The organism is Paludibacterium sp. B53371, from assembly GCF_018802765.1.
Classification (GTDB): domain Bacteria; phylum Pseudomonadota; class Gammaproteobacteria; order Burkholderiales; family Chromobacteriaceae; genus Paludibacterium.
This window is the reverse complement of sequence record NZ_CP069163.1, coordinates 3,350,427-3,371,879: the sequence shown is the minus strand read 5'-3', so window position 1 is coordinate 3,371,879 and position 21,453 is coordinate 3,350,427. Positions and strand designations below refer to the sequence as shown.

At 63.5% G+C, this 21,453-nt stretch carries 10 protein-coding genes, 1 other RNA gene and 1 pseudogene; 11 read left to right on the top strand and 1 reads right to left on the bottom strand.

Annotation, left to right across the window (positions count from 1 at the left end):
- Positions 1-2 precede the first annotated feature (2 nt).
- The 6 genes and pseudogenes from JNO51_RS16080 to JNO51_RS16055 all read left to right on the top strand — a co-directional run bounded on the left by JNO51_RS16080 (position 3) and on the right by JNO51_RS16055 (position 13,201).
- Positions 3-1,463: a M48 family metalloprotease gene (locus JNO51_RS16080; RefSeq protein WP_215779303.1), complete on the top strand. Its 1,461-nt coding sequence runs from the start codon at positions 3-5 to the stop codon at positions 1,461-1,463.
- A gap of 259 nt (positions 1,464-1,722) precedes the next feature.
- Positions 1,723-4,386: a pyruvate dehydrogenase (acetyl-transferring), homodimeric type gene (gene aceE, locus JNO51_RS16075; protein ID WP_215779300.1), complete on the top strand. Its 2,664-nt coding sequence runs from the start codon at positions 1,723-1,725 to the stop codon at positions 4,384-4,386.
- Positions 4,387-4,407: 21 nt separating this feature from the next.
- Positions 4,408-5,763 (top strand): annotated as a pseudogene (aceF, locus tag JNO51_RS16070) (dihydrolipoyllysine-residue acetyltransferase); the annotation flags it as partial.
- Between the two features lie 12 nt (positions 5,764-5,775).
- Positions 5,776-7,536, top strand: a complete 1,761-nt coding sequence (gene lpdA, locus JNO51_RS16065; protein ID WP_215779296.1) for a dihydrolipoyl dehydrogenase — start codon at positions 5,776-5,778, stop codon at positions 7,534-7,536.
- A gap of 116 nt (positions 7,537-7,652) precedes the next feature.
- Positions 7,653-9,404, top strand: a complete 1,752-nt coding sequence (locus tag JNO51_RS16060) for an autotransporter assembly complex family protein (RefSeq protein ID WP_215779293.1) — start codon at positions 7,653-7,655, stop codon at positions 9,402-9,404.
- The gene (locus JNO51_RS16055; protein ID WP_215779290.1) at positions 9,404-13,201 is read left to right on the top strand and encodes a translocation/assembly module TamB domain-containing protein; all 3,798 of its coding nucleotides are present in this window, start codon (positions 9,404-9,406) and stop codon (positions 13,199-13,201) included. The genes JNO51_RS16060 and JNO51_RS16055 overlap by 1 nt, the downstream gene beginning before the upstream one ends.
- Here the strand turns inward: JNO51_RS16055 and JNO51_RS16050 are convergent.
- Positions 13,187-16,351 (bottom strand): EAL domain-containing protein, encoded by a 3,165-nt coding sequence (locus tag JNO51_RS16050; RefSeq protein WP_215779288.1) that lies wholly within the window; start codon positions 16,349-16,351, stop codon positions 13,187-13,189. The two genes, JNO51_RS16055 and JNO51_RS16050, sit on opposite strands and share 15 nt — an antisense overlap.
- Before the next feature lie 146 nt (positions 16,352-16,497).
- Between JNO51_RS16050 and rnpB the strand changes: the two genes are divergently transcribed.
- The 5 genes from rnpB to purD all read left to right on the top strand — a co-directional run bounded on the left by rnpB (position 16,498) and on the right by purD (position 21,343).
- An RNA gene (gene rnpB / locus JNO51_RS16045) (RNase P RNA component class A) lies at positions 16,498-16,858 on the top strand.
- Between the two features lie 147 nt (positions 16,859-17,005).
- Positions 17,006-18,022, top strand: a complete 1,017-nt coding sequence (gene dusB / locus JNO51_RS16040; RefSeq protein ID WP_215779285.1) for a tRNA dihydrouridine synthase DusB — start codon at positions 17,006-17,008, stop codon at positions 18,020-18,022.
- 21 nt (positions 18,023-18,043) lie between these two features.
- On the top strand, positions 18,044-18,295 hold the full coding sequence (gene fis / locus JNO51_RS16035; protein ID WP_305798421.1) for a DNA-binding transcriptional regulator Fis: 252 nt from the start codon (positions 18,044-18,046) through the stop codon (positions 18,293-18,295).
- Between the two features lie 69 nt (positions 18,296-18,364).
- Complete coding sequence (gene purH / locus JNO51_RS16030; RefSeq protein WP_215779283.1) at positions 18,365-19,942, top strand: bifunctional phosphoribosylaminoimidazolecarboxamide formyltransferase/IMP cyclohydrolase; 1,578 nt, start codon at positions 18,365-18,367, stop codon at positions 19,940-19,942.
- 123 nt (positions 19,943-20,065) lie between these two features.
- On the top strand, positions 20,066-21,343 hold the full coding sequence (gene purD / locus JNO51_RS16025; protein WP_215779280.1) for a phosphoribosylamine--glycine ligase: 1,278 nt from the start codon (positions 20,066-20,068) through the stop codon (positions 21,341-21,343).
- Positions 21,344-21,453 lie beyond the last annotated feature (110 nt).

Here is a 21,453-nt window from a genome sequence, read left to right as displayed (position 1 = left end):
GCATGAAGAAAAAGCTCCTGCTCACTACCCTTTCCCTGAGCCTGCTGCTGTCGGCCGGACGTGCCGACGCCGATCTGCCTGATCTCGGCGACATTTCCCAGGCCTCCATGTCCCTTGCCGATGAGGTGCAAATCGGCCGCAGCGCCATGCAGGCGCTGCGGCAGCAGGACGCCATCAGTGACGATCTCGAGCTTAACGATTACATCAACGCCCTGGGTGGCCGACTGGCCGCCGGCGCGATCGGCAGCGGGCTGCACTTCACCTTCTTCGTCGTCAACGACAGCGGTATCAATGCCTTTGCGATGCCGGGCGGCTACATCGGCGTCAACAAGGGACTGATTCTCGCCACACAAAGCGAAGGCGAGCTGGCTTCGGTGATCGGCCATGAAATGGCCCACGTGACCCAGCATCACATGGCCCGCATGCAGGCCAATACCCTGCCGAACCAACTGACGCTGCTCGCGACCCTGGTTGCCGCGGCCCTGGCCTCCCGGGCGCACAGCTCGGACGCGGTATTCGGTACGCTGAACGCCGGTATCGGCCTGACCCTGGCCAACCAGCTGTCTTTCTCGCGTGATTTTGAGCGCGAGGCAGATCGGGTTGGCATGCAGTATCTGAGCGCGGCAGGTTTCGATGTGCGCGACATGCCCGCCTTCTTCCAGCGTCTGCAGCAATCCGAACATCTCAATGGCGGCGATGCCTATGCCTTCCTGCGCACCCACCCGGTCACCGTGGAACGGATCAGCGAGGCACAAAACCGGGCACAGGATGCGCCGGTGCGCATGCGGGTCAGCAGCACCGACTATCTGCTGGTGCGTGAAAAAATCCGCAACCAGATTCTCGCCCCGGCCGAGGCGGTCAAGTTTTATCAGACCGCACTGGCCAACCGGCAGTATCTCAACGAGGGCGCGCAGTGGTATGGGCTGGCCCTGGCAAGGCTGGGACAGCATGATGCAGCCGCTGCCGGCAAGGCGCTGGCCAGAGCCAGACAGTTGTTGCCGGAGCGTCCGATGTTCTTCAGTCTCGAGGCCTCGATCGCGCGCAGCAGCAAAGACTGGAATGCCGCACTCGCGGCCTACCGCAGCGGCCTGGCCCGCTTCCCCGATAACCGGACCCTGGGCGAAGCACAGATCGATCTGATGATTCAGACCGGTCAGCGCACCGCGGCGCTGCAGGCCATTCGCGCCATGCAGCTCAACACCCCGACCGACCCCGTGCTGTTCCGGCTGCAGTCCCGGCTCTACACCGAAAGCGACAAACTGCGATATCACGCAGCATTGGGCAACGCACTCTACTATGAACAACAGTATGAGCCCGCAATGGAGCAATTCCGCCTGGCAAGCCAGGCCCCGGGTGACGACTTTTATCTGCGTTCATCCATTGAGGCCCGCACCCGGGAACTGGAAAAAATCCTCGCCGACCGCAAACGGGATGGCACCGCGCAAGGGGGCGGCGGGCAATAGCAGAAATGCAACATGCTGCGGCGCGGCAATTGCAGAAATGCTATCGGGTTGGCGCGGAAACCCAAAAAAGCTATTCCAAAACGAACATCATTCGTTTTAAACTCAGTCCTACGCTCACGTTTTTTTCCAAAACGAAAAATAAATATAAAAACGAACAAAAGATCACTGCAAACAGAAGAAAATGTTCACAATTGAACATTTGCCTTACGCGAAGAACCAGGTCGGCACCAGGCCGACTACAAATGATGAGGATGTAGAAATGGCTGAAAGCTTGCCGCAAGACATTGATCCGTTGGAAACCCAGGAATGGCTGCAATCGCTTGAATCCGTTCTGAACGCCGAAGGTCCCGAGCGTGCCCACTTCCTGCTGGAGAGCATGGTTGAGCGCACCCGCGAACGCGGCGGCCACCTGCCGTTCCACCTGACCACCGGCTATCAGAACAGCATCCCGGTTGGCCGCGAAGCCAAATCCCCCGGCAATCACGAGCTGGAAAACCGCATCTGCTCGATCAATCGCTGGAACGCCATGGCCATGATCCTGCGTGCCGGCAAGAAAGACCTGGAACTGGGTGGCCACATCGCCAGCTTCCAGTCCTCCGCCACCCTGTACGATGTCGGCCTGAACCACTTCTGGCGCGCCCACAACGACGAACAGGAAGGCGATCTGGTTTACTTCCAGGGGCACATTGCCCCTGGCATCTACGCCCGTGCCTTCATGGAAGGCCGCCTGAGCGAAACCGACCTCGACAACTTCCGCCAGGAAGTCGACGGCAAGGGCCTGTCCTCCTACCCGCACCCGTGGCTGCAGCCGGACTTCTGGCAGTTCCCGACCGTCTCGATGGGTCTTGGCCCGTTGATGGCCATCTATCAGGCCCGTTTCCTCAAGTACCTGGAAAGCCGCGGGCTGGCCCGTACGCCGGGTCGCAAGGTCTGGTGTTTCTGCGGCGATGGTGAAATGGACGAACCGGAATCGCTCGGCGCCATCAGCCTGGCTGCCCGCGAAGGTCTGGACAACCTGATCTTCGTCATCAACTGCAACCTGCAGCGCCTGGACGGTCCGGTGCGCGGCAACGGCAAGATCATCCAGGAGCTCGAAGGCGAGTTCCGCGGTGCCGGCTGGAACGTGCAGAAAGTCATCTGGGGCAGCCGCTGGGATCCGCTGCTGGCCATGGACACCAAGGGCCTGCTGAAAAAGCGCATGGACGAGTGCGTCGACGGCGACTACCAGACCTTCAAGTCCAAGGACGGCGCCTACGTGCGCGAACACTTCTTCGGCAAATACCCGGAACTGCGCGCCATGGTGGCGAACATGTCCGATGACGAGATCTGGAGCCTGAACCGCGGCGGCCACGATCCGCACAAGGTCTATGCCGCCTACCACGAAGCCACCACCAATGCCGGCGGCCGTCCGACCGTCATTCTGGCCAAGACCATCAAGGGTTATGGCATGGGGGCTTCCGGCGAAGCCCAGAACACCGCTCACCAGGCCAAGAAGATGGACCTGGAGTCCCTGCGTCGCCTGCGCGACCGCCTTGGCATCCCGGTCTCCGATGAAGACCTGCCGAGCGTACCGTATTACAAGCCGGCCGAAGACAGCCCGGAAATGCGTTACCTGCATGAGCGCCGCGCCGCACTGGGCGGCTACCTGCCGCAGCGCAAGCCGGTGAAGGCACCGCTGGCGGTACCGGGCCTGCACCTGTTCGACGCCATGCTGAAAGACTCCGGCGAGCGCGAATTCTCCACCACCATGGCCTTCGTGCGCATGCTGGGCTCCCTGCTCAAGGACAAGGGCATCGGCAAGCAGATCGTGCCGATCGTGCCGGACGAATCGCGTACCTTCGGCATGGAAGGCATGTTCCGCCAGTACGGCATCTGGTCCTCCATCGGCCAGAACTACGTGCCGCAGGACCACGACCAGCTGATGTTCTACAAGGAATCGAAAGACGGTCAGATCCTGCAGGAAGGCATCAACGAGCCGGGCGCCATGTCGTCCTGGATCGCCGCGGCGACCAGCTACGCCAACAACGGCATCCCGATGATTCCGTTCTACATCTACTACTCGATGTTCGGCTTCCAGCGCATCGGCGATCTGGCCTGGGCGGCAGGCGACATGCGTGCCCGCGGCTTCATGCTCGGCGGTACCGCCGGCCGTACCACGCTGAACGGTGAGGGCCTGCAGCACGAAGACGGCCACAGCCACATCCAGGCCGGCCTGATCCCCAACTGCATCAGCTACGACCCGACCTTCGCCTACGAACTGGCGGTGATCCTGCAGGATGGCCTGCGCCGCATGTACGTGGAACAGGAAGACGTCTTCTACTACATCACCCTGATGAACGAAAACTACGCGCATCCGGAAATGCCCATCGGTGCCGAAGACGGCATCCTCAAGGGCATGTACCTGCTGCGCGACGGTGGTGAATCCCAGGTCAAGGTGCAACTGATGGGCTCCGGCACCATCCTGCGCGAAGTGATTGCCGCGGCCGACCTGCTGCGCAACGACTTCGGCATCGGCGCCGACATCTGGAGCGCCACCTCGTTCAACCTGCTGCGTCGCGACGGCATGGCTGCCGAGCGCTGGAACCTGCTGCACCCGACCGCCGAGGCCCGCGTGCCTTACGTGACGGCACAGCTGACCGGCCGCAGCGGTCCGGTGATCGCCGCAACCGACTATATCCGCAACTACGCAGAGCAGATCCGCGCCTATGTCCCGGGTCGCTACACCGTGCTGGGCACCGACGGCTTCGGCCGTTCCGATTCGCGCCAGCAACTGCGCAAGTTCTTCGAAGTGGACCGCTACCACGTCGCCGTGGCGGCCCTCAATGCCCTGGCGCAAGAAGGCAAGATCGAGCGTGCCCGGGTGGCCGAGGCCATCGCCCGCTACGGCATCGATGCCGACAAGCCGGCACCGTGGACCGTCTAAGCCCTTTCGAAGACATCCGGCGCCGGGTCTGACCCGGCGCCCACAGTGGAACCAGACAACATGAGCAATTTGATCGAACTGAAAGTACCGGATATCGGCGGCCACAGCGGCGTTGATGTCATCGAAGTCTTCATTCAGCCGGGCCAGCAGGTCGCCATCGACGACTCGCTGCTCACCCTGGAAACCGACAAGGCCACCATGGAAGTTCCGGCCAGCCATGCCGGCGTGATCAAGGAAGTCCTGATCAAGGTCGGCAGCAAGGTGTCCGAAGGCGACGTCATCGCCCGCATCGAAGCCAGTGATGCCGCCGTCGCAGCCGCCCCGGCCGCCGAAGCTGCTCCGGCGCCGACTGCTGCGCCGGCACCCGTCCCGGCACCCGCGCCGTCGCCGGCCCCGGTGGCGGCCCCCGTTGCCGCGCCGGTCGCTGCCGTCAGCCTGCCCGACAGCAGTCACGTCGATCAGGCGCACGCCGGTCCGTCCGCCCGTCGCCTGGCGCGCCAGCTGGGCGTTGACCTGAGCAAGGTCCAGGGCTCCGGTCGCAAGGGACGCATCGTCGAAGAAGACATCAAGGCCTACGTCAAGAGCGTCATGTCCGGCGCGGCCAGCGCCCCGGTCGCCGCCGCGACCCAGGGTGGCGGTGCCGGTCTCGACCTGCTGCCGTGGCCGAAGGTCGACTTTGCCAAGTTCGGCCCGGTCGACAGCCAGCCGCTGTCGCGCATCAAGAAGATCTCCGGCGCCAACCTGGCGCGCAACTGGGTCATGATTCCGCACGTCACCCAATTTGACGAAGCCGACATCACCGAGATGGAAGCCTTCCGCAAGAGCATGGGCGAAGAACTCAAGGCCGACGGCGTCAAGCTGACCCCGCTGGCCTTCCTGATCAAGGCCTGCGTGGCCGCTCTCAAGAAGTACCCCGAGTTCAATGCCAGCCTGGACTGCGACAACCTGGTCCTCAAGCAGTACTTCCACATCGGCTTTGCCGCCGATACGCCAAACGGTCTGGTGGTGCCGGTGATCCGCGACGCCGACAAGAAGACCCTGATCGAACTGGCGCAGGAATCGGCCGCGCTGGCGAAGAAGGCACGCGAAGGCAAGCTGACCCCGAACGACATGCAAGGCGGCTGCTTCAGCATTTCCAGCCTGGGGGGCATCGGCGGCACAGCCTTCACCCCGATTATCAACGCGCCGGAAGTGGCGATCCTCGGTGTTTCCAAGGCGGCCATCAAGCCGGTCTGGAACGGCAAGGAATTCGCACCGCGCCAGATGCTGCCGTTGTCGCTGTCCTACGATCACCGCGTGATCGACGGTGCCTCTGCGGCCCGCTTTACCAGTTACCTTGGCCAGGCGCTGGCGGACATCCGCCGCCTGATGCTGTAAGTGGAAGAATCCATGAGCAAAATCGTTGAACTGAAAATCCCGGACATCGGCGGCCACAGCGGCGTCGATGTGATTGAAATCTTCGTCAAGGCCGGCGACACCATCGCGGTGGAAGACGCCCTGCTGACCCTGGAAACCGACAAGGCCACCATGGACGTGCCGGCAGCCGAAGCCGGCGTCATCAAGGAACTGCTGGTGCAGGTCGGCAGCAAGGTATCCGAAGGGGATGTCATTGCCCGGCTGGAAGTCGCCGAGCAGGGAGGGGTCGCTTCGGCGCATACCCACACCGGCGAAACCCCGAGCGAAGCCCCGGTGGCCCAAAGTCACAGCGGCGGTGCCGACATCGAGTGCGATGTCCTGGTACTGGGCGGTGGCCCCGGCGGCTATTCCGCCGCCTTCCGCTCCGCCGACCTCGGCCTCAAGACCGTCATCGTCGAGCGCTTTGCCACCCTGGGCGGTGTCTGCCTCAACGTGGGCTGCATCCCGTCCAAGGCCCTGCTGCACAACGCCGAGCTGATGGACGAAGTCATGGAGCTGGCGGCCAACGGCATCAAGTTCAGCAAGCCGGAAATCGACATTGATGCCCTGCGCGGCTTCAAGGAAAAGGTCATCGGCAAACTGACCGGTGGCCTGGCCGGCATGGCCAAGGCCCGCAAGGTCGAGATCGTGCGCGGTATCGGCACCTTCGTCGATCCGCACCACATTTCGGTCGAACTGACCGCGGGCGAAGGCAAGGCCACCACCGGCGAGAAGCAGGTCGTGCGCTTCAAGCATGCCATCATCGCGGCCGGCTCGCGCGTGGTGAACCTGCCGTTCATCCCGCAGGACCCGCGCATCATCGACTCCACCGGCGCCCTGCAACTGGCCGACATTCCGCAAAAAATGCTGATCATCGGCGGCGGCATCATCGGCCTGGAAATGGGCACCGTGTATTCCTCGCTCGGCACCCGGCTGGATGTGGTCGAAATGATGGATGGCCTGATGCAGGGGGCAGACCGCGATCTGGTCCGCGTCTGGCAGAAGCTCAACACCCATCGCTTCGACAACATCATGCTCAAGACCAGGACCGTGGCGGTCGATGCCCGTGAAGACGGCATCTGGGTCACCTTCGAAGGTGAAAACGCACCGAAGGAACCGCAACGTTACGACAAGGTGCTGGTGGCTGCTGGCCGCGCGCCGAACGGCAAGCTGATCGGCGCGGAAAACGCCGGCGTGATCGTCACCGAGCGCGGTTTCATTCCGGTCGACAAGCAAATGCGCACCAATGTGCCGCACATCTTCGCCATCGGCGACCTTGTGGGCCAGCCGATGCTGGCCCACAAGGCAGTGCACGAGGCACACGTTGCTGCCGAAGTCATTGCCGGCCACAAGGCCTTCTTCGATGCCCGCGTGATTCCGGGCGTGGCCTACACCAACCCGGAAGTGGCCTGGGTGGGGATGACCGAAGAAGAAGCCAAGAAGGAAGGCATCGCCGTCGGCAAATCGGTCTTCCCCTGGGCCGCCTCCGGTCGCGCCATCGCCAACGGCCAGGAAGAAGGCTTCACCAAGCTGCTGTTTGACGCCGAGAGCCACCGCATCATCGGTGGCGGGATCGTCGGTGCCCACGCCGGCGACATGATCGGTGAAATCTGCCTGGCGATCGAAATGGGCTGCGATCCGGAAGACATCGGCAAGACCATCCACCCGCACCCGACCCTGGGTGAGTCGATCGGCATGTCGGCCGAAGTGTTTGGCGGGGTCTGCACCGACCTGCCGCCACAGCGCAAGAAGTAAGCCCGGCCAGGAGGACAGTCAGCAGGCCAGCCCTGCGCCTGCCCTCCTGCCGCCTTTTCTGCGAAGATTCCTGAATGACGCTCGCCTCGCTGGCCGGCTTTGGCTAACATGTGCGTATGAGGCGTTTCCCCCTTCTCCCGGCCATCTGCCTGCTGCTCGCCCTGTCATCGCCCTGCCTGGCGGTCGATTACAGCGTGCGCGTGGATGCGCCGTCCGCGCTGACCCCTTTGTTGACCGAACACCTGCCGTTGATCACCGAGCCACAGGACGCCCCGGTCAGTGACAGCGATCTTGAGGTGCTACTGCGGACGACTCCGGACGCTGCGCGCAAACTGCTGGAAACCGAGGGCTATTTTGATGCGCAGGTTACGGTGCGTGACGAAGGGGGGACGCCACGACGCATTCAGGTCAGCGTCGACCCGGGCAAGCCGGTACTGATCGGCCAGATTGACATTGAGCTGGACGGGCCCATCCGGCAGGACAGTGATGTTGCGGCCAGGCGGGCCGCGCTGCTGGCTCAATGGCCGACCGTCGTCGGCAACCGCTTTCGTCAGGCCGACTGGGATGCCGCCAAGGCCGTGACCTTGCAAGGCATCACCGCCGACCGTTACCCACTGGCCCGTATCGCTGCCAGCAGCCAGGTCGACATCGATCCATCCAGCCATACGGCGCACATGAAGCTGGTCATCGACAGCGGTCCGAGCATCCGCTTCGGCGACTTGCAGATTCGCGGCCTGAAGCGTTATCCGGCCTCGCTGGTGCACAAGCTGGCCGACTTCCGGCCCGGTGACCCCTATCGCCTGCAGGTGTTGCTCGATTACCAGGCGGCGCTGCAGCACAGCAGCCAGTTTTCCGCCGCCGTGGTCAGTGCCGATCTGCAGCGTGTTTCGGACGAGGGCAGGGCACCGATTGTGGTCGATCTGGTGGAGTTCCCGCTGAAGAAACTCGAACTCGGCCTGACCTACAATACCGATGTCGGCCCAGGTACCCGCGTGGGCCTCGACCACAACAACCTGTTCGGCACCGGCCTGAGCGGTTCTTCGGTCCTCAGCTGGGACCAGAGCCAGCAGTCGCTCAATTTCGGCATGACGCTGCCACGCACTGCCGACGGCTATGTCCATACCGTCACCGCCGCGCTGAAGCAGACCAACATCCAGAACCTGATTACCCAGTCCCAGGAGGTCGGTGCCTGGCGTGTGCATACCCGTGCCAACGACGAGTGGCGTGTCGGTCTGAACTTCATTCGTGAAGCGCAGCATGCTGTCAACGAAGACAATCAGGTCAACCGGGCCCTGTTGCCCTCGATCGGCCTGACCCGGCGTGATGTCGACAATCTCCTGCGCCCGCGCAGCGGCTATCTGCTCGACGGCATGGTGTCCGGTACCCTGGGTAATTGGCTTTCCAGCACCAACTATTTGCGCGTGTATGGACGGGCTGTCCAGTACTGGACGCCCTCGGCCCCCAGCTGGGGGACCTTTCTCGGCCGGCTGGAGCTTGGCCGGGTCTGGGCCAGCGACAGCAGCAAGGTACCGAGCTCGCAACTATTCCGCGCCGGCGGCATCAACAGCGTGCGCGGTTATGAATACCAGAGCCTGGGTCTGCCCGGCGCCAACAATGCCGTCGTTGGCGGGGCGGTCATGGTCACCGGTACGGTCGAGTACCAGGTGCCGGTCTACAAGGATTTTTCCCTGGCCGTGTTCAGTGATGCCGGCAATGTCTCGGAGTCGTGGTCGAGCTTCAGTCTGAAGCGCAGTTATGGCATCGGTGTGCGCTGGTTCAGCCCGGTGGCGCCGCTGTCTTTCGATATGGCGCGGCCACAGGGGTCGAAAACCATCAGCTGGAACATGAGCCTGGGACTCGCTTTCTGATGCCGCACGAGCCGAACACCACGCCACCCCCCGCGCCCGCCACTGCTGCGCCGCGCCGCACCCGACATGCCGGATGGTGGCTTCTGCTGCTGCCTTGCCTGCTGCTGTTGGCCGGCTATTGGTTCACCGCGACCGAGCGCGGCTTCAGACAGTTGTGCCAGAGCATGGTCCGACTCAGCGGCGGGCAGCTGCAGGTCGCCACGGCCAGCGGCACCCTGTGGCAAGGTTTCAGTCTGCAGGATGTGCAATGGCGCGACGCCGCCATGACCCTGACCATTGACCACCTGCGCCTCGACTGGCAGCCCGCCAGGCTGTGGCAGGGGCAACTGAGTGTGCAGACATTGAGCCTGGGGCTGGTGCATTACACCGCCAACCCCTCGGCCCCGCCGTCACCCTGGCCAAGCCTGCCGGGCAAGCTGTCGCTGCCGCTGCAAGTCGAACTGGCCAACATTCACCTCGATGGCCTGAGCCTTTCCCCGGGCGATTGGTCACTGTATGACCTCAATGCCCGCTATCGATACCAACACGGGCGGCATCAGTTGACCCTGGCCCGGCTGCGCCTGCCACAGGGCGCGCTGCACGGCCAGCTCTCGCTGGCCGACCAGGCGCCGTTTGCGCTGAGCGGGCGATTGCAGGGAGCCGCGGGGCCGGGCAGCAGCGATCTGACGCTGAGCGGCAATCTGCGGCAATTGCTGCTGCGCGGGCAAGTGCGCGCCAGCCCGGTCGTCGTCGACCTCAGCGGCCGCTTCGATCCCTTTGCCAGTCAGCCATCACAGCGGGTGCAACAGCTTGAGCTGCATACCGTCGGCGTCGATCCGCAAGCCATCAATGCCCACTGGCCCCGCGCCGTCCTCGATATGGCCCTGTCAGTCCAGCCTGCCGGTCAGGGCCATGCCCGGGGCAGACTGCAACTGACTAACCGCATGGCCGGTGCCGCCAGTCAGGGCCGTCTGCCGCTGGATCAGGTTCAGGCCGATTTTCTGCTCGACCCCGACAGCATCCAGGTCCGGCAACTGCAGGCCACGCTGGGCGCCGGCCGACTACTGCTGGACGGCCAGATCCACAAAGATCGCCTGCATCTCAATCTGCGTCTGCAAAATCTGGATCCGCACGCGCTGCACGCCGCCATTCCCGCCGATGCCATCAGCGGTGCGGCCAGCCTCAACGGCCAGATCGGTGACTGGCAATTACGTGCCGGCCTCAAAGGCCGCCAATTGGCGCTCCAGCTGCAAAGCACCCTGAGCTATGGTCCTGCGCGCCCCTGGCAATGGCAGTTACAGCGTGGCGTACTCAGCGCCGGCAGCGGCGAACTCACCCTGCAGGGGCAACTGGATGCCAACCGTCGCTTCAAGCTCAACGGCAAACTGCAACATGGCGATCCCCATGCCGTGGCCGATGCCTGGCCTCGCGGCGACCTCAATGCCAGCCTCAGTGCCTCGGGCCGGGCCGACCAGCCTCTGGCCGCCGACCTGCTGTTCGATATCGCGCCGAGCAAGCTGGATGGCGCCCCGGTGGGAGGCCATGTGCGTTTCTCGCTGGCCGGGCACCAGATCCGCAATCTTGCCGCCGACCTGAACCTGGCGGGCAATACCCTGCAGGCACAGGGTGCCTGGGGTGCTGCCGGCGATCAGCTGCAGGCAAAGATTCAGGCACCGGTCCTGGCACGAATCGGCTTTGGCCTGTCCGGCAGCGCCCAGGGGCAAGTCACCCTGAGCGGGACGCCGGCACAGCCACTGGTGGCCCTCGACCTGAGCGCACACCAGATCCGTCTGCCCGGTCTGCTTACGGCACAAAATCTGGCCGTCAACGGCAATCTGCAGGCCGGCGGGAACGGGGTGTTCCGGCTCAAGGCACTGGCGGAGCAAGTCAGTGGCAATCACTGGCGCATTGATCAACTGCGACTGAACAGCGACGGCAACCGTGCGCGACATCGTCTGGTGATGGATGCCCGCCTGGCGCTGGGTAACCAGGCGTACCAGGCCCAGGCGGCGCTGGAGGGCGGGCTGGCGGCCAGCCAGCCTGACTGGCGCGGCAACCTGCAATCGCTGCGCATCAGCGGGCAGCCTGCCCTGCAGCTGCTCAGCCCTCTGTCCATCCATATGGCGCCGGGCATCCTCGAACTGGGCGCGACGCGTTTCAGTCTGGCCGGTGCGCAGATCAGTTTTGCCGGTCTGACTCGCCAGCGCGATGGCAGCCTCAGCAGCCATGGCCGACTCGATGGTCTGGCCCTGGCAGCGCTGAAGCCCTGGCTCGATCTGCCCGGCAGCCATGACCTGGTGGTGGGGGGCAGTTGGGCATTGCAGCCGGATGGCCATGGCAGCCTGAGCATTGAACGCCAGTCAGGCGACATGACGCTGGATGCCGGCAATCGGGCTTATGCCCTGGCCCTGGGCCAGACCCGGGCCAGAATAGACTGGTCGCGTGACCAAACTGCTGTGGACGTGTTGCTGGCGGCTGGTGTCGGGCAGCTGCAGCTGCGGGGCAAGCTGAGTGCCGCGCCATGGCGTCTGAATGCAGCCACCCCCCTGTCGGCCAGTCTGAAACTGGATCTGCCGCATCTGGCTTCCCTGGCTGCCTTGTCCGACCTGGCCGAAACCGGCGGCAGTCTGAGTGCCGATCTGGCGCTGAGCGGCCCGTTGGGCAATCCGCAGGCCAGAGGGCCGATCCAGGGGCGTGAACTGTTGCTGCGTGATCGACGCACCGGCCTGCGGCTGGCCGGCGGTACCCTGGCGGCGCGGCTGGAGGGGCATACCCTGTGGCTGGACCAGCTGCGCTTTGTCTCCGGCCAGGGCGAGGCCAAGGCCAGCGGCCAGTTGCGTCTCAATGACAGCGACGGCACGAGCATGCGCCCGGATGCGGCGGTGCGAGTCGAGATCCGCCAATTCAGCGTCTTCGATCGCCCGGACCGTGTGCTGGTTGTCAGCGGCAACGCCAATCTGAGTGTCAACGACAAGCGCATTGCCCTCACCGGCCGGGTCCATGCCGATCAGGGCCGGCTGGACTTGCCCAAGGCCGGCACCCCGGCACTGTCCGATGACGTGATGGTGATTGGCCGGCCCGTGCCGCAGTCGGCGCTGGCCAGTCTGCCGGTATCGGTCGAGTTGCTGCTGGATCTGGGCAACCACTTTGCCTTCAGTGGCCCCGGTCTGAATGTCGAGCTGTCCGGCCAGGTGAAGGTCAGTGCCCAGCAGGGCATGGCGCCGTCGGCGCGCGGGCAGGTGAATGTGGTCAAGGGGCGTTACAAGGCCTATGGCCAGGAGCTGGACATCGATGCCGGCACCATTACCTTCGTCGGTCCGCTGGACAATCCCAACCTGAACGTGCGTGCCCGGCGCCGCATGTCGCCGGTCGGCGCCGGTGTCGAAGTGCTGGGCTCGGTGTCGCAGCCGCGTCTGCAACTGATCGCCGATGACGCCATGACCGACCGCGACAAACTATCCTGGCTGGTGTTGGGACGGGCGGCGGACGACAGCACTCAGGACAGTAACTTCCTGGCGCTGGCGGCCAGTCAGCTGGCAGCCGGCAGCCTGAACGACAAGGTGGGTTTGTTTGATGATCTGGGATTGACCCGCAAGGAGAGCAAGACCCTGCTCAACGGGACGGTCAGCCCGGCCGAGCAGGTGCTGACCGTCGGCAAACAGCTGAGCCGGACGTTCTACCTCGGCTACGAATACGGTCTGACCAGCTCGCAACAGGCGCTGAAACTCATGTATCAGCTGAGCGGCAAATGGTCGCTGCTGCTGCGCCTGGGCAATAACGCCTCGGCGGAATCGCGTTACACCCTACGATTCGACTGAGGCGTTGCCGGCGGGCTGCCAGCGCTGTCCCATGCTGTCGGCGGACTGCGGTGCGCCGGCCAGAAAGCCCTGGAAACCGCTGCTGCCCATGCGCAACAGACACAGGCGCTGTGCCTCGGTTTCGATGCCCTGGGCCAGGGTCGGAATGTCCAGCGCATGAGCCAGATGGATGATGGCCGAGACGATCGAGGCGTTCTCGCGATTGTCCGGCAAGCCGCTGATGAAGGTGCGGTCGATCTTGATCATGGCCGGCGCGAAGCGCTTGAGGTGCACCGGGCTGGAGTAGCCGATGCCGAAGTTGTCGATCGACAGGCCGACGCCCAGGGCACGGATGCGGTCCAGCGCATTCATCGCCCGTGCCGGATTGCTCATCAGGGCATCTTCGTTCATGTCCAGCATCAGCCTGTCGCCGGCCAGCTTGTGCTTGGCCAGTGCCGCGCGCAAGGTTTCTTCGTAATCCGGGCGCGCCAGCTCGCTGGCCGACACATTCACCGTGACCGGCAGGACCGACAGCCCCTGCTGTTGCCAGGCGGCAATTTGCGCACAGACCCGGTCCAGCACCATGGCGCCGATCTCGATGATCATGCCGGTTTCTTCTGCGACCGGGATGAAGCGCTCCGGGGCGATGAAGCCGATCTCCGGATGGTGCCAGCGCAGCAGGGCCTCGCAGCCGATCAAAGTCTGTCCGTCCATGGCAAACAGCGGCTGGTACACCAGATCCAGATGTTGCTGATCCAAAGCATCGCGCAGGCGCGACTCCAGCATCAGCCTTTCATTGAACTGGCTGTTCATCTGGCTGGAATAGAAGCGGAAAATGTCGCGGCCGCTGGCCTTGGCGTGGTAGAGCGCCAGGTCGGCACTCATCATCAGCCCCTGGATATCACGCCCATCCTTCGGGTACAGACTGATCCCGATGCTGGCCGAGACCTGCACGGCGTGCTCACCCAGCGTGAACGGCTCGGACAGCGCCGCCAGCATGCGCTCTGCCACCTGCGCGGCCTCTTCATGGCGCTTCAGTTGCGTCAGGATCAGGACAAACTCGTCCCCGCCACTGCGTCCCAGGCTGTCGATGTCGCGTACTGTCTGTCCCAGACGCTGTGCCGCCTGCCTGAGCAACTCGTCCCCCAGCGCATGGCCGAGCGAATCGTTGACGCGCTTGAAATGGTCCAGGTCGATAAACAGAACCGCCAGCTCGCTGCCCTGCGACTGTGCCTCGGCAATCGCCTGCTGCATGCGGTCATTGATCAGGGCACGATTGGGCAGATCGGTCAGCGGATCGTACTCCGCCATGTAGCGCATCTCGGCTTCCTGGCGCTTGCTTTCCGTCATGTCGGTGAACAGCGCCACATAATGGCTGATCTTGCCGCGCTCATCGTGCAGCACGCTGATCGTCAGCCACTCCGGGAAAATCTCGCCATTCTTGCGCCGGTTCCAGATCTCGCCCGACCACTTGCCGTGCTCGCGCAGATACTTCCACATCTCGTCATAGAACTGACGCGAGTGCCGTCCCGAGGCCAGGATGGACGGCGTCTGGCCGATGACCTCGTCCTCGCTGTAGCCGGTGCTGCTCAGGAAGGCATCGTTCACCTTCAGGATGCGGTTCTGGCTGTTGGCGATCAGGATGGCTTCGGCACTGGTTTCGAATACCTTGGCGGCCAGACGCAGCGCATCTTCCGCCTGCATGCGCTCGGTGATGTCATGGGCGGTCACCGAGCGGTAACGCTCACCCTCATAGACCATCTCATGCAGCGTGACCTCGAAAATCCGCTGCGGCACATCCTCCGGCAGCAAGACCGCATAGGTCTGCGGCAAGGGCAGCTCGGTATGGCGGAACAACGCCGCCAGCCGCTGATCGCGGATCTGCGGATCATCGCCCAGAATCTGCCGTGCCATATCGTTCTGATAGGCCAGCCGGGCGTGCTGATCCATCAGACAGACGATCTGCGAGGCGTTGTCCATCATGAAGCGCGACAGCAGCAATTCGCGCGAGCGCTCTTTCAACTCGTGATGACTGCTCCACAAGTCACGCCGATAACGGGCGAACAGGGCGTTCATCCAGTTGGCGAACATCCAGGAAAAGAAACCGGCCAGACCCAGCGCCAGCGCCGTCATCAGCAGGGTGGCGCTGATGCGCTGATGCAGGGCGTCCTGCAAGTCACGATCGGCGGCCAGGTCACGGTTGATCATGGTCTGCGTCGGCAGCACGTTCACCAGCGTCCAGCCCCAGCCCGGCAGCTTGCGGCCATAGGCCAGTGCATGCTGGCCACGGAACATGCACGACAGGAAGCCCCCGGTCGGGTTCAGCCCCATCAGATCGACGACTAGGGCGCGGCTCGGTGCCGGCAGGGACAGGAAATGCTTGCCGACCTGCGAGGGATCCTGCGGGAACATCAGCAGAATGCCGTTGCGGTCCAGGACGATGAAATTGTCGCGTCGCGCCAGCTGCAACTGCTCCAGCAATTGCAGGCCGCGCCGCTGCAGGCTGTCGTCGGAGCCGGCCACAAACTCGCTGCTGCCGATGGCCCAGTCTAGCGGCGCAAAACGGCGCACATAGCCGACCTTGTCCAGCATCTCGCTCTGGCCGGGCTCGGACCAGCGGTAGTAACGGTAGCCGGCACCGTCCGGACTCTTGGCCGTTTCCACCAGATCGCGGATCACGTATCGGCCGGCATCGTCGGTCAGCGTCAGCGGATCCTTGTCGTGCAGCACACGCGGATCGGGATGCATGCGCACCTTGCCGTCCAGGCCAAAAATGAAGAAATAGTCCTGGCCGTGATAGAAACGCAGCGGACTGAGAATATCGGTGATTTCCCGGGCGATGACGGCCTTGCTCTTGCGGTGATGCTCGCGTTGCCAGGTGGTCTGGGCGATCGTCCAGGCCTGATCCACCTGCTCGCGCAGCCGATGCTTGAGCGACTGGCTGGCGTGCTCGCGCAGCGCCCCCAGCATCAGCACAGTCTGTTCGCTGGTGGCTTTCAGATGATCGCGGGCACGTTCGGTCGACTGGGCAGACAGCGATGCCTGGCGATTGGAGAAATCGCGCCAGTGGGAAAAGATGAAATAGGCCGACATGCTGACCGCGAGCAGAAACACGATCAGCAAGGAACCGATCAGCTGCAAGCGCGATAGTCTGTTTTGTGTGAGCTCCATGCCCTCCCCCTGAGGCGAGGGGTCAGTATAGCGGGATCGGCAGGGGAGGATAAGGTATTTGCCTGAGCCTTGCGGCATGGCAAACCCTGCTGTTGTATGGAGCTGCCATCGACCAGACCCCCGGCTTGCTGTAGAATCCGCCGCGGGAAGTCAGACAGACAGTCGTCGCGTTCGCTGCTTGCAGCGGACGGGGAGGAAAGTCCGGGCTCCGCAGAGCAGGATGCCGGCTAACGGCCGGACGCCGTGAGGCGATGGAAAGTGGAACAGAGAGCTGAACCGCCGATGGCCCTTCGGGGATCAGGCAAGGGTGAAAAGGTGCGGTAAGAGCGCACCGCGGACGTGGCAACACGGACGGCAGGCTAAACCCCATCCGGAGCAAGACCAAATAGGGGCGCGCCAACGTGGCTCGCGTTGCGCCCGGGTAGGTTGCTTGAGCCTGCTGGTAACGGCAGGCCTAGATGAATGACTGTCCAACGACAGAACCCGGCTTATCGGCTGACTTCCCACCCTCCGTGCCGACCTGGCACACGCATGTCTCCACATGCGATTTCTTTCCGCTATCGATGCTGCCCAAAAAATAAGCAAAATGTTTTTTACCACAATGTAAAAAAGCATTACAATGGCCGCCCTTCAGCCGTAATACCTTTGTAAAACATGCTTATAGGACCTTACCGGTTAAAAAACCGCCTGATTGTCGCGCCCATGGCGGGCGTGACCGATCGTCCTTTCCGCATGCTTTGCAAAAAGATGGGGGCGGCGCTGGCGGTGTCGGAAATGATTACAGCCAACAAGGCCCTGTGGACCACGACCAAGACCCTGCGTCGTGCCGACCACAGCGGCGAGGCAGAACCGATTTCGGTGCAGATTGCCGGCTCCGACCCGGCGCAGATGGCCGAAGCGGCTCGCCTGAATGTGGCCCATGGCGCCCAGATCATCGATATCAACATGGGTTGCCCGGCCAAGAAGGTGTGCAATGTGGCGGCCGGCTCGGCCCTGTTGCGCGACGAGGCGCTGGTCGGACGCATTCTCGACAGCGTGGTGCGGGCCGTCGATGTGCCGGTGACGCTCAAGACGCGCACCGGCTGGTCGCGCGACCAGCGCAATGCCCTGCGCATTGCCCGCCTGGCAGAGGATTGCGGCATTGCCGCGCTGGCCATGCATGGCCGCACCCGGGAAGACATGTACCACGGCGAGGCCGAGTACGACACCATTCGCCAGGTCAAGGCGGCCGTCTCGATCCCGGTGATTGCCAACGGTGACATCGACTCGCCGCAGAAGGCCCGCCGGGTGCTGGAAGAGACCGGTGCCGATGCCATCATGATCGGCCGTGCGGCACAGGGACGCCCGTGGATCTTCCGCGAAATCCTGCACTACCTGGCGCATGGCGAGCTGTTGCCGGCCCCCAGGGTCGGGGAGATCCGCGACATCCTGCTGGCGCACCTCGACGATCTCTACGGGTTCTACGGCGAATACTCGGGCTGTCGCATCGCCCGCAAGCACATCGCCTGGACCACGCGCGGGTTGCGGGGGGCCAATGCGTTTCGCGAGGCCATGTATCAACTGGAAAGCACGTCCGAGCAACATGCCTGTGTCGCCGCCTATTTTGCCGGCCTGGCCGCCGACTCGGAACGACTGGTATACCAAGAACATTCCCTGCCCGGGCAGGATTGAAACCAACAAGAGCAAAAGTCGATGAAGACGCAAACCATCCAGGACAATGACCATATTTCGCAATCGGTGCGCCAGGCCATGGAACGCTATTTCCAGGACCTGGACGGCGAAACGCCGTCTGCCATCTACGATATGGTGTTGGCTTGTGTGGAAAAGCCCCTGCTGGAAGTTGTACTGATACACACGCAGGGAAACCAGACCAGGGCAGCGGAGTTGCTGGGATTGAACCGCAACACGCTGCGCAAGAAGATGAAATCCTATGATTTGATCTGAAGATAAAAAGGCCGCCCGACAGGGCGGCCTTTTGTTTGTCCCGTCCTTACTCATTTGGCGCAAAACATCATGAGCAAAATCGAACGTGCATTGATCAGTGTTTCCGACAAGAGCGGCATTGTGGCATTCGCCCGCGCATTGCATGCACAAGGTGTGCAGATCCTGTCGACCGGCGGCACCGCCAAACTGCTGGCAGAGGCCGGCATCGCCGTGACCGAGGTCTCCGACTACACCGGGTTCCCCGAAATGCTGGACGGCCGGGTCAAGACCCTGCATCCCAAGGTGCATGGCGGCATTCTCGGCCGCCGCGACTTGCCGGAGCATGTCGCCAAGATGACCGAGTACGGCATCGGCAACATCGATCTGGTCTGCGTCAATCTCTACCCGTTCGAAGCCACCATTGCCAAGAGTGATTGCACGCTGGAAGACGCCATCGAGAACATCGACATCGGCGGGCCGACCATGGTGCGTTCCGCCGCCAAGAACTGGGCACACGTCGCCGTGGTGACCGACGCGGCCGACTACCCGGCGCTGATCGACGAGCTGCAGGCAGGGCAGGGCAAGCTGTCGCGTCAGACCCGCTTTGCGCTGGCCAAAAAGGCCTTCACGCACACCGCCGCCTACGATGGCGCCATCTCCAATTACCTGACCGCGCTGGTCGATGCCGAACCCACCGGTGTGCTCGAGCGCTCGCTGTTCCCCAACCGCCTGAACATGCAGTTCGTCAAAGTGCAGGACATGCGCTACGGCGAAAACCCGCACCAGTCTGCCGCCTTCTACCGCGACCTGGATCCGGCCGCCGGTTCGATTGCCCACTATCGCCAGTTGCAGGGCAAGGAGCTGTCCTACAACAACATCGGTGATGCCGACGCTGCCTGGGAGGCGGTCAAGACCTTCGACCAGCCGGCCTGCGTCATCGTCAAGCATGCCAACCCCTGCGGCGTCGCCGTGGCGGATACCCCGCTGTCTGCCTATCGTCTGGCCTTTGCCACCGACAGCACCTCGGCCTTCGGCGGTATCATCGCCTTCAACCGCGAAGTCGATGCCGAAACCACCGAGGCGGTGACCGGGCAGTTCCTCGAAGTACTGATTGCCCCGTCCTTCACCGCCGAAGCCCGGGCGCTGATCGCCGCCAAGAAGAATGTGCGCGTGCTGGAAGTGCCGCTGCAGGAAGGCGCCAACCGCTTTGAGCTCAAGCGTGTCGGCGGTGGCCTGCTGGTGCAGACCCCGGACGTACGCAATGTGCTGCCGGCCGAATGGCGCCTGGTGACCCGTCGCCAGCCGAGCGAACAGGAAAAAGCCGATCTGCTGTTTGCCTGGCGCGTGGCAAAATTCGTCAAGTCCAATGCCATCGTGTTTGCCCGTGGCCAGCAGACTGCCGGGATCGGTGCCGGCCAGATGAGCCGCGTCGACTCCACCCGTATCGCGGCACGCAAGGCCCAGGATGCCGGGCTCTCCCTGATCGGCGCCGCAGCCGCTTCGGATGCCTTCTTCCCGTTCCGTGACGGCGTGGACGTCATTGCCGAACAGGGTATCCGCGCCATCATCCAGCCGGGTGGCTCGATGCGCGACGAAGAGGTCATCGCGGCAGCCGATGAGCATGACATCGCCATGGTTCTGACCGGCGTTCGGCACTTCCGCCACTGAGCTGGCGCAAATGACTGGTGACGACATGTTCTTGCACCAGTCGACCGCGTTATCATATTGTCATCGGGAGTGGCGTACGGTCGCCCTCCCGCTGACTGACCCGATTCGAGCAAGGAACACAGCATGAAAGTGATGGTTATCGGTAACGGTGGTCGTGAGCACGCCATGGCGTGGCGCATTGCCAAGTCGCGGCGCGTCTCCAAGGTCTTCGTCGCGCCGGGCAATGCCGGCACGGCCCTCAATCCGGATCTGACCAATGTCCCGATCACCGGCATCGACGAATTGGTCGCCTTTGCCAAAAGCGAGAAAGTCGAACTGACCGTGGTCGGTCCCGAAGCCCCGCTGGCCGCCGGCGTGGTCGACGCCTTCCGCGATGCCGGGCTGAAGATTTTCGGCCCGACACGCTTTGCTGCCCAGCTGGAAAGCTCCAAGGACTTTGCCAAAGCTTTCATGCAGCGCCACCGCATTCCGACGGCGGCGTATCAGACCTTTACCGATGCCGCTGCCGCCCGTGCCTATGTCGACGGACGCGGCGCGCCCATCGTCATCAAGGCCGACGGCCTGGCTGCCGGCAAGGGCGTGGTGGTCGCCATGACTCTCGACGAAGCCCATCAGGCCATCGACATGATGCTGCTGGACAATCGCATGGGGGATGCCGGTGCCCGTGTGGTGATCGAAGACTTCCTGCAGGGCGAAGAGGCCAGCTTCATTGTCATGGTGGATGGCGAGCATGTGCTGCCGCTGGCCACCAGTCAGGACCACAAGCGACTGCTCGACAACGATCAGGGCCCCAACACCGGCGGCATGGGCGCCTATAGCCCGGCACCGGTGGTGACCCCCGAGGTTCATGCCCGCGTGATGCGTGAAATCATCATGCCGACCGTACGCGGCATGAAGGCCGAAGGTCATCCCTATACCGGCTTTCTCTATGCCGGTCTGATGATCGACGCCAAGGGCAACCCCTACACCATCGAATTCAACTGCCGGCTGGGCGATCCGGAAACCCAGCCGATCATGGCGCGCCTCAAGACCGACCTGACCATCCTGCTGGAACATGGCGTGCGCGGTACCCTGGACAAGGTCGAGGCCGAATGGGATCGCCGTGTGGCCCTGGGGGTGGTGATGGCGGCCGCCGGCTACCCGGATGCGCCGCGCAAGGGCGACCTGATCGACGGCCTGCCTGCCGAGAGCGAAGACGGCATCGTGTTCCATGCCGGCAGCACCCTGGACGAGCAGGGCAGGGTGCTGACCCATGGCGGGCGCGTGCTGTGCGTGGTCGGGCTGGGCGACAGTGTGCGTATGGCGCAGTCGCGCGCCTATGCCCTGGTCGATCAGATTCACTTCTCCGGCGCCCAGCTGCGGCGTGATATCGGTGCCCGCGCCCTGCACCGGCGCCATTAAGTCGCCTGGCGCGCCGACAGCCGACCTGACGCAAGTCAGCGTCGGCTTTGTTTTGCGCCCTTAAAATAGCGCCGGGCGGACCGCCGCGTTGACCCCGGCGCGCGCCGTCG

Coding starts and splice junctions, on each gene's coding strand:
- JNO51_RS16080 (WP_215779303.1), top strand. CDS start 3: ATGAAGAAAAAGCTCCTGCTCACTACCCTTTCCCTGAGCCTGCTGCTG.
- aceE (WP_215779300.1), top strand. CDS start 1,723: ATGGCTGAAAGCTTGCCGCAAGACATTGATCCGTTGGAAACCCAGGAA.
- lpdA (WP_215779296.1), top strand. CDS start 5,776: ATGAGCAAAATCGTTGAACTGAAAATCCCGGACATCGGCGGCCACAGC.
- JNO51_RS16060 (WP_215779293.1), top strand. CDS start 7,653: ATGAGGCGTTTCCCCCTTCTCCCGGCCATCTGCCTGCTGCTCGCCCTG.
- JNO51_RS16055 (WP_215779290.1), top strand. CDS start 9,404: ATGCCGCACGAGCCGAACACCACGCCACCCCCCGCGCCCGCCACTGCT.
- JNO51_RS16050 (WP_215779288.1), bottom strand. CDS start 16,351: ATGGAGCTCACACAAAACAGACTATCGCGCTTGCAGCTGATCGGTTCC.
- dusB (WP_215779285.1), top strand. CDS start 17,006: ATGCTTATAGGACCTTACCGGTTAAAAAACCGCCTGATTGTCGCGCCC.
- fis (WP_305798421.1), top strand. CDS start 18,044: ATGAAGACGCAAACCATCCAGGACAATGACCATATTTCGCAATCGGTG.
- purH (WP_215779283.1), top strand. CDS start 18,365: ATGAGCAAAATCGAACGTGCATTGATCAGTGTTTCCGACAAGAGCGGC.
- purD (WP_215779280.1), top strand. CDS start 20,066: ATGAAAGTGATGGTTATCGGTAACGGTGGTCGTGAGCACGCCATGGCG.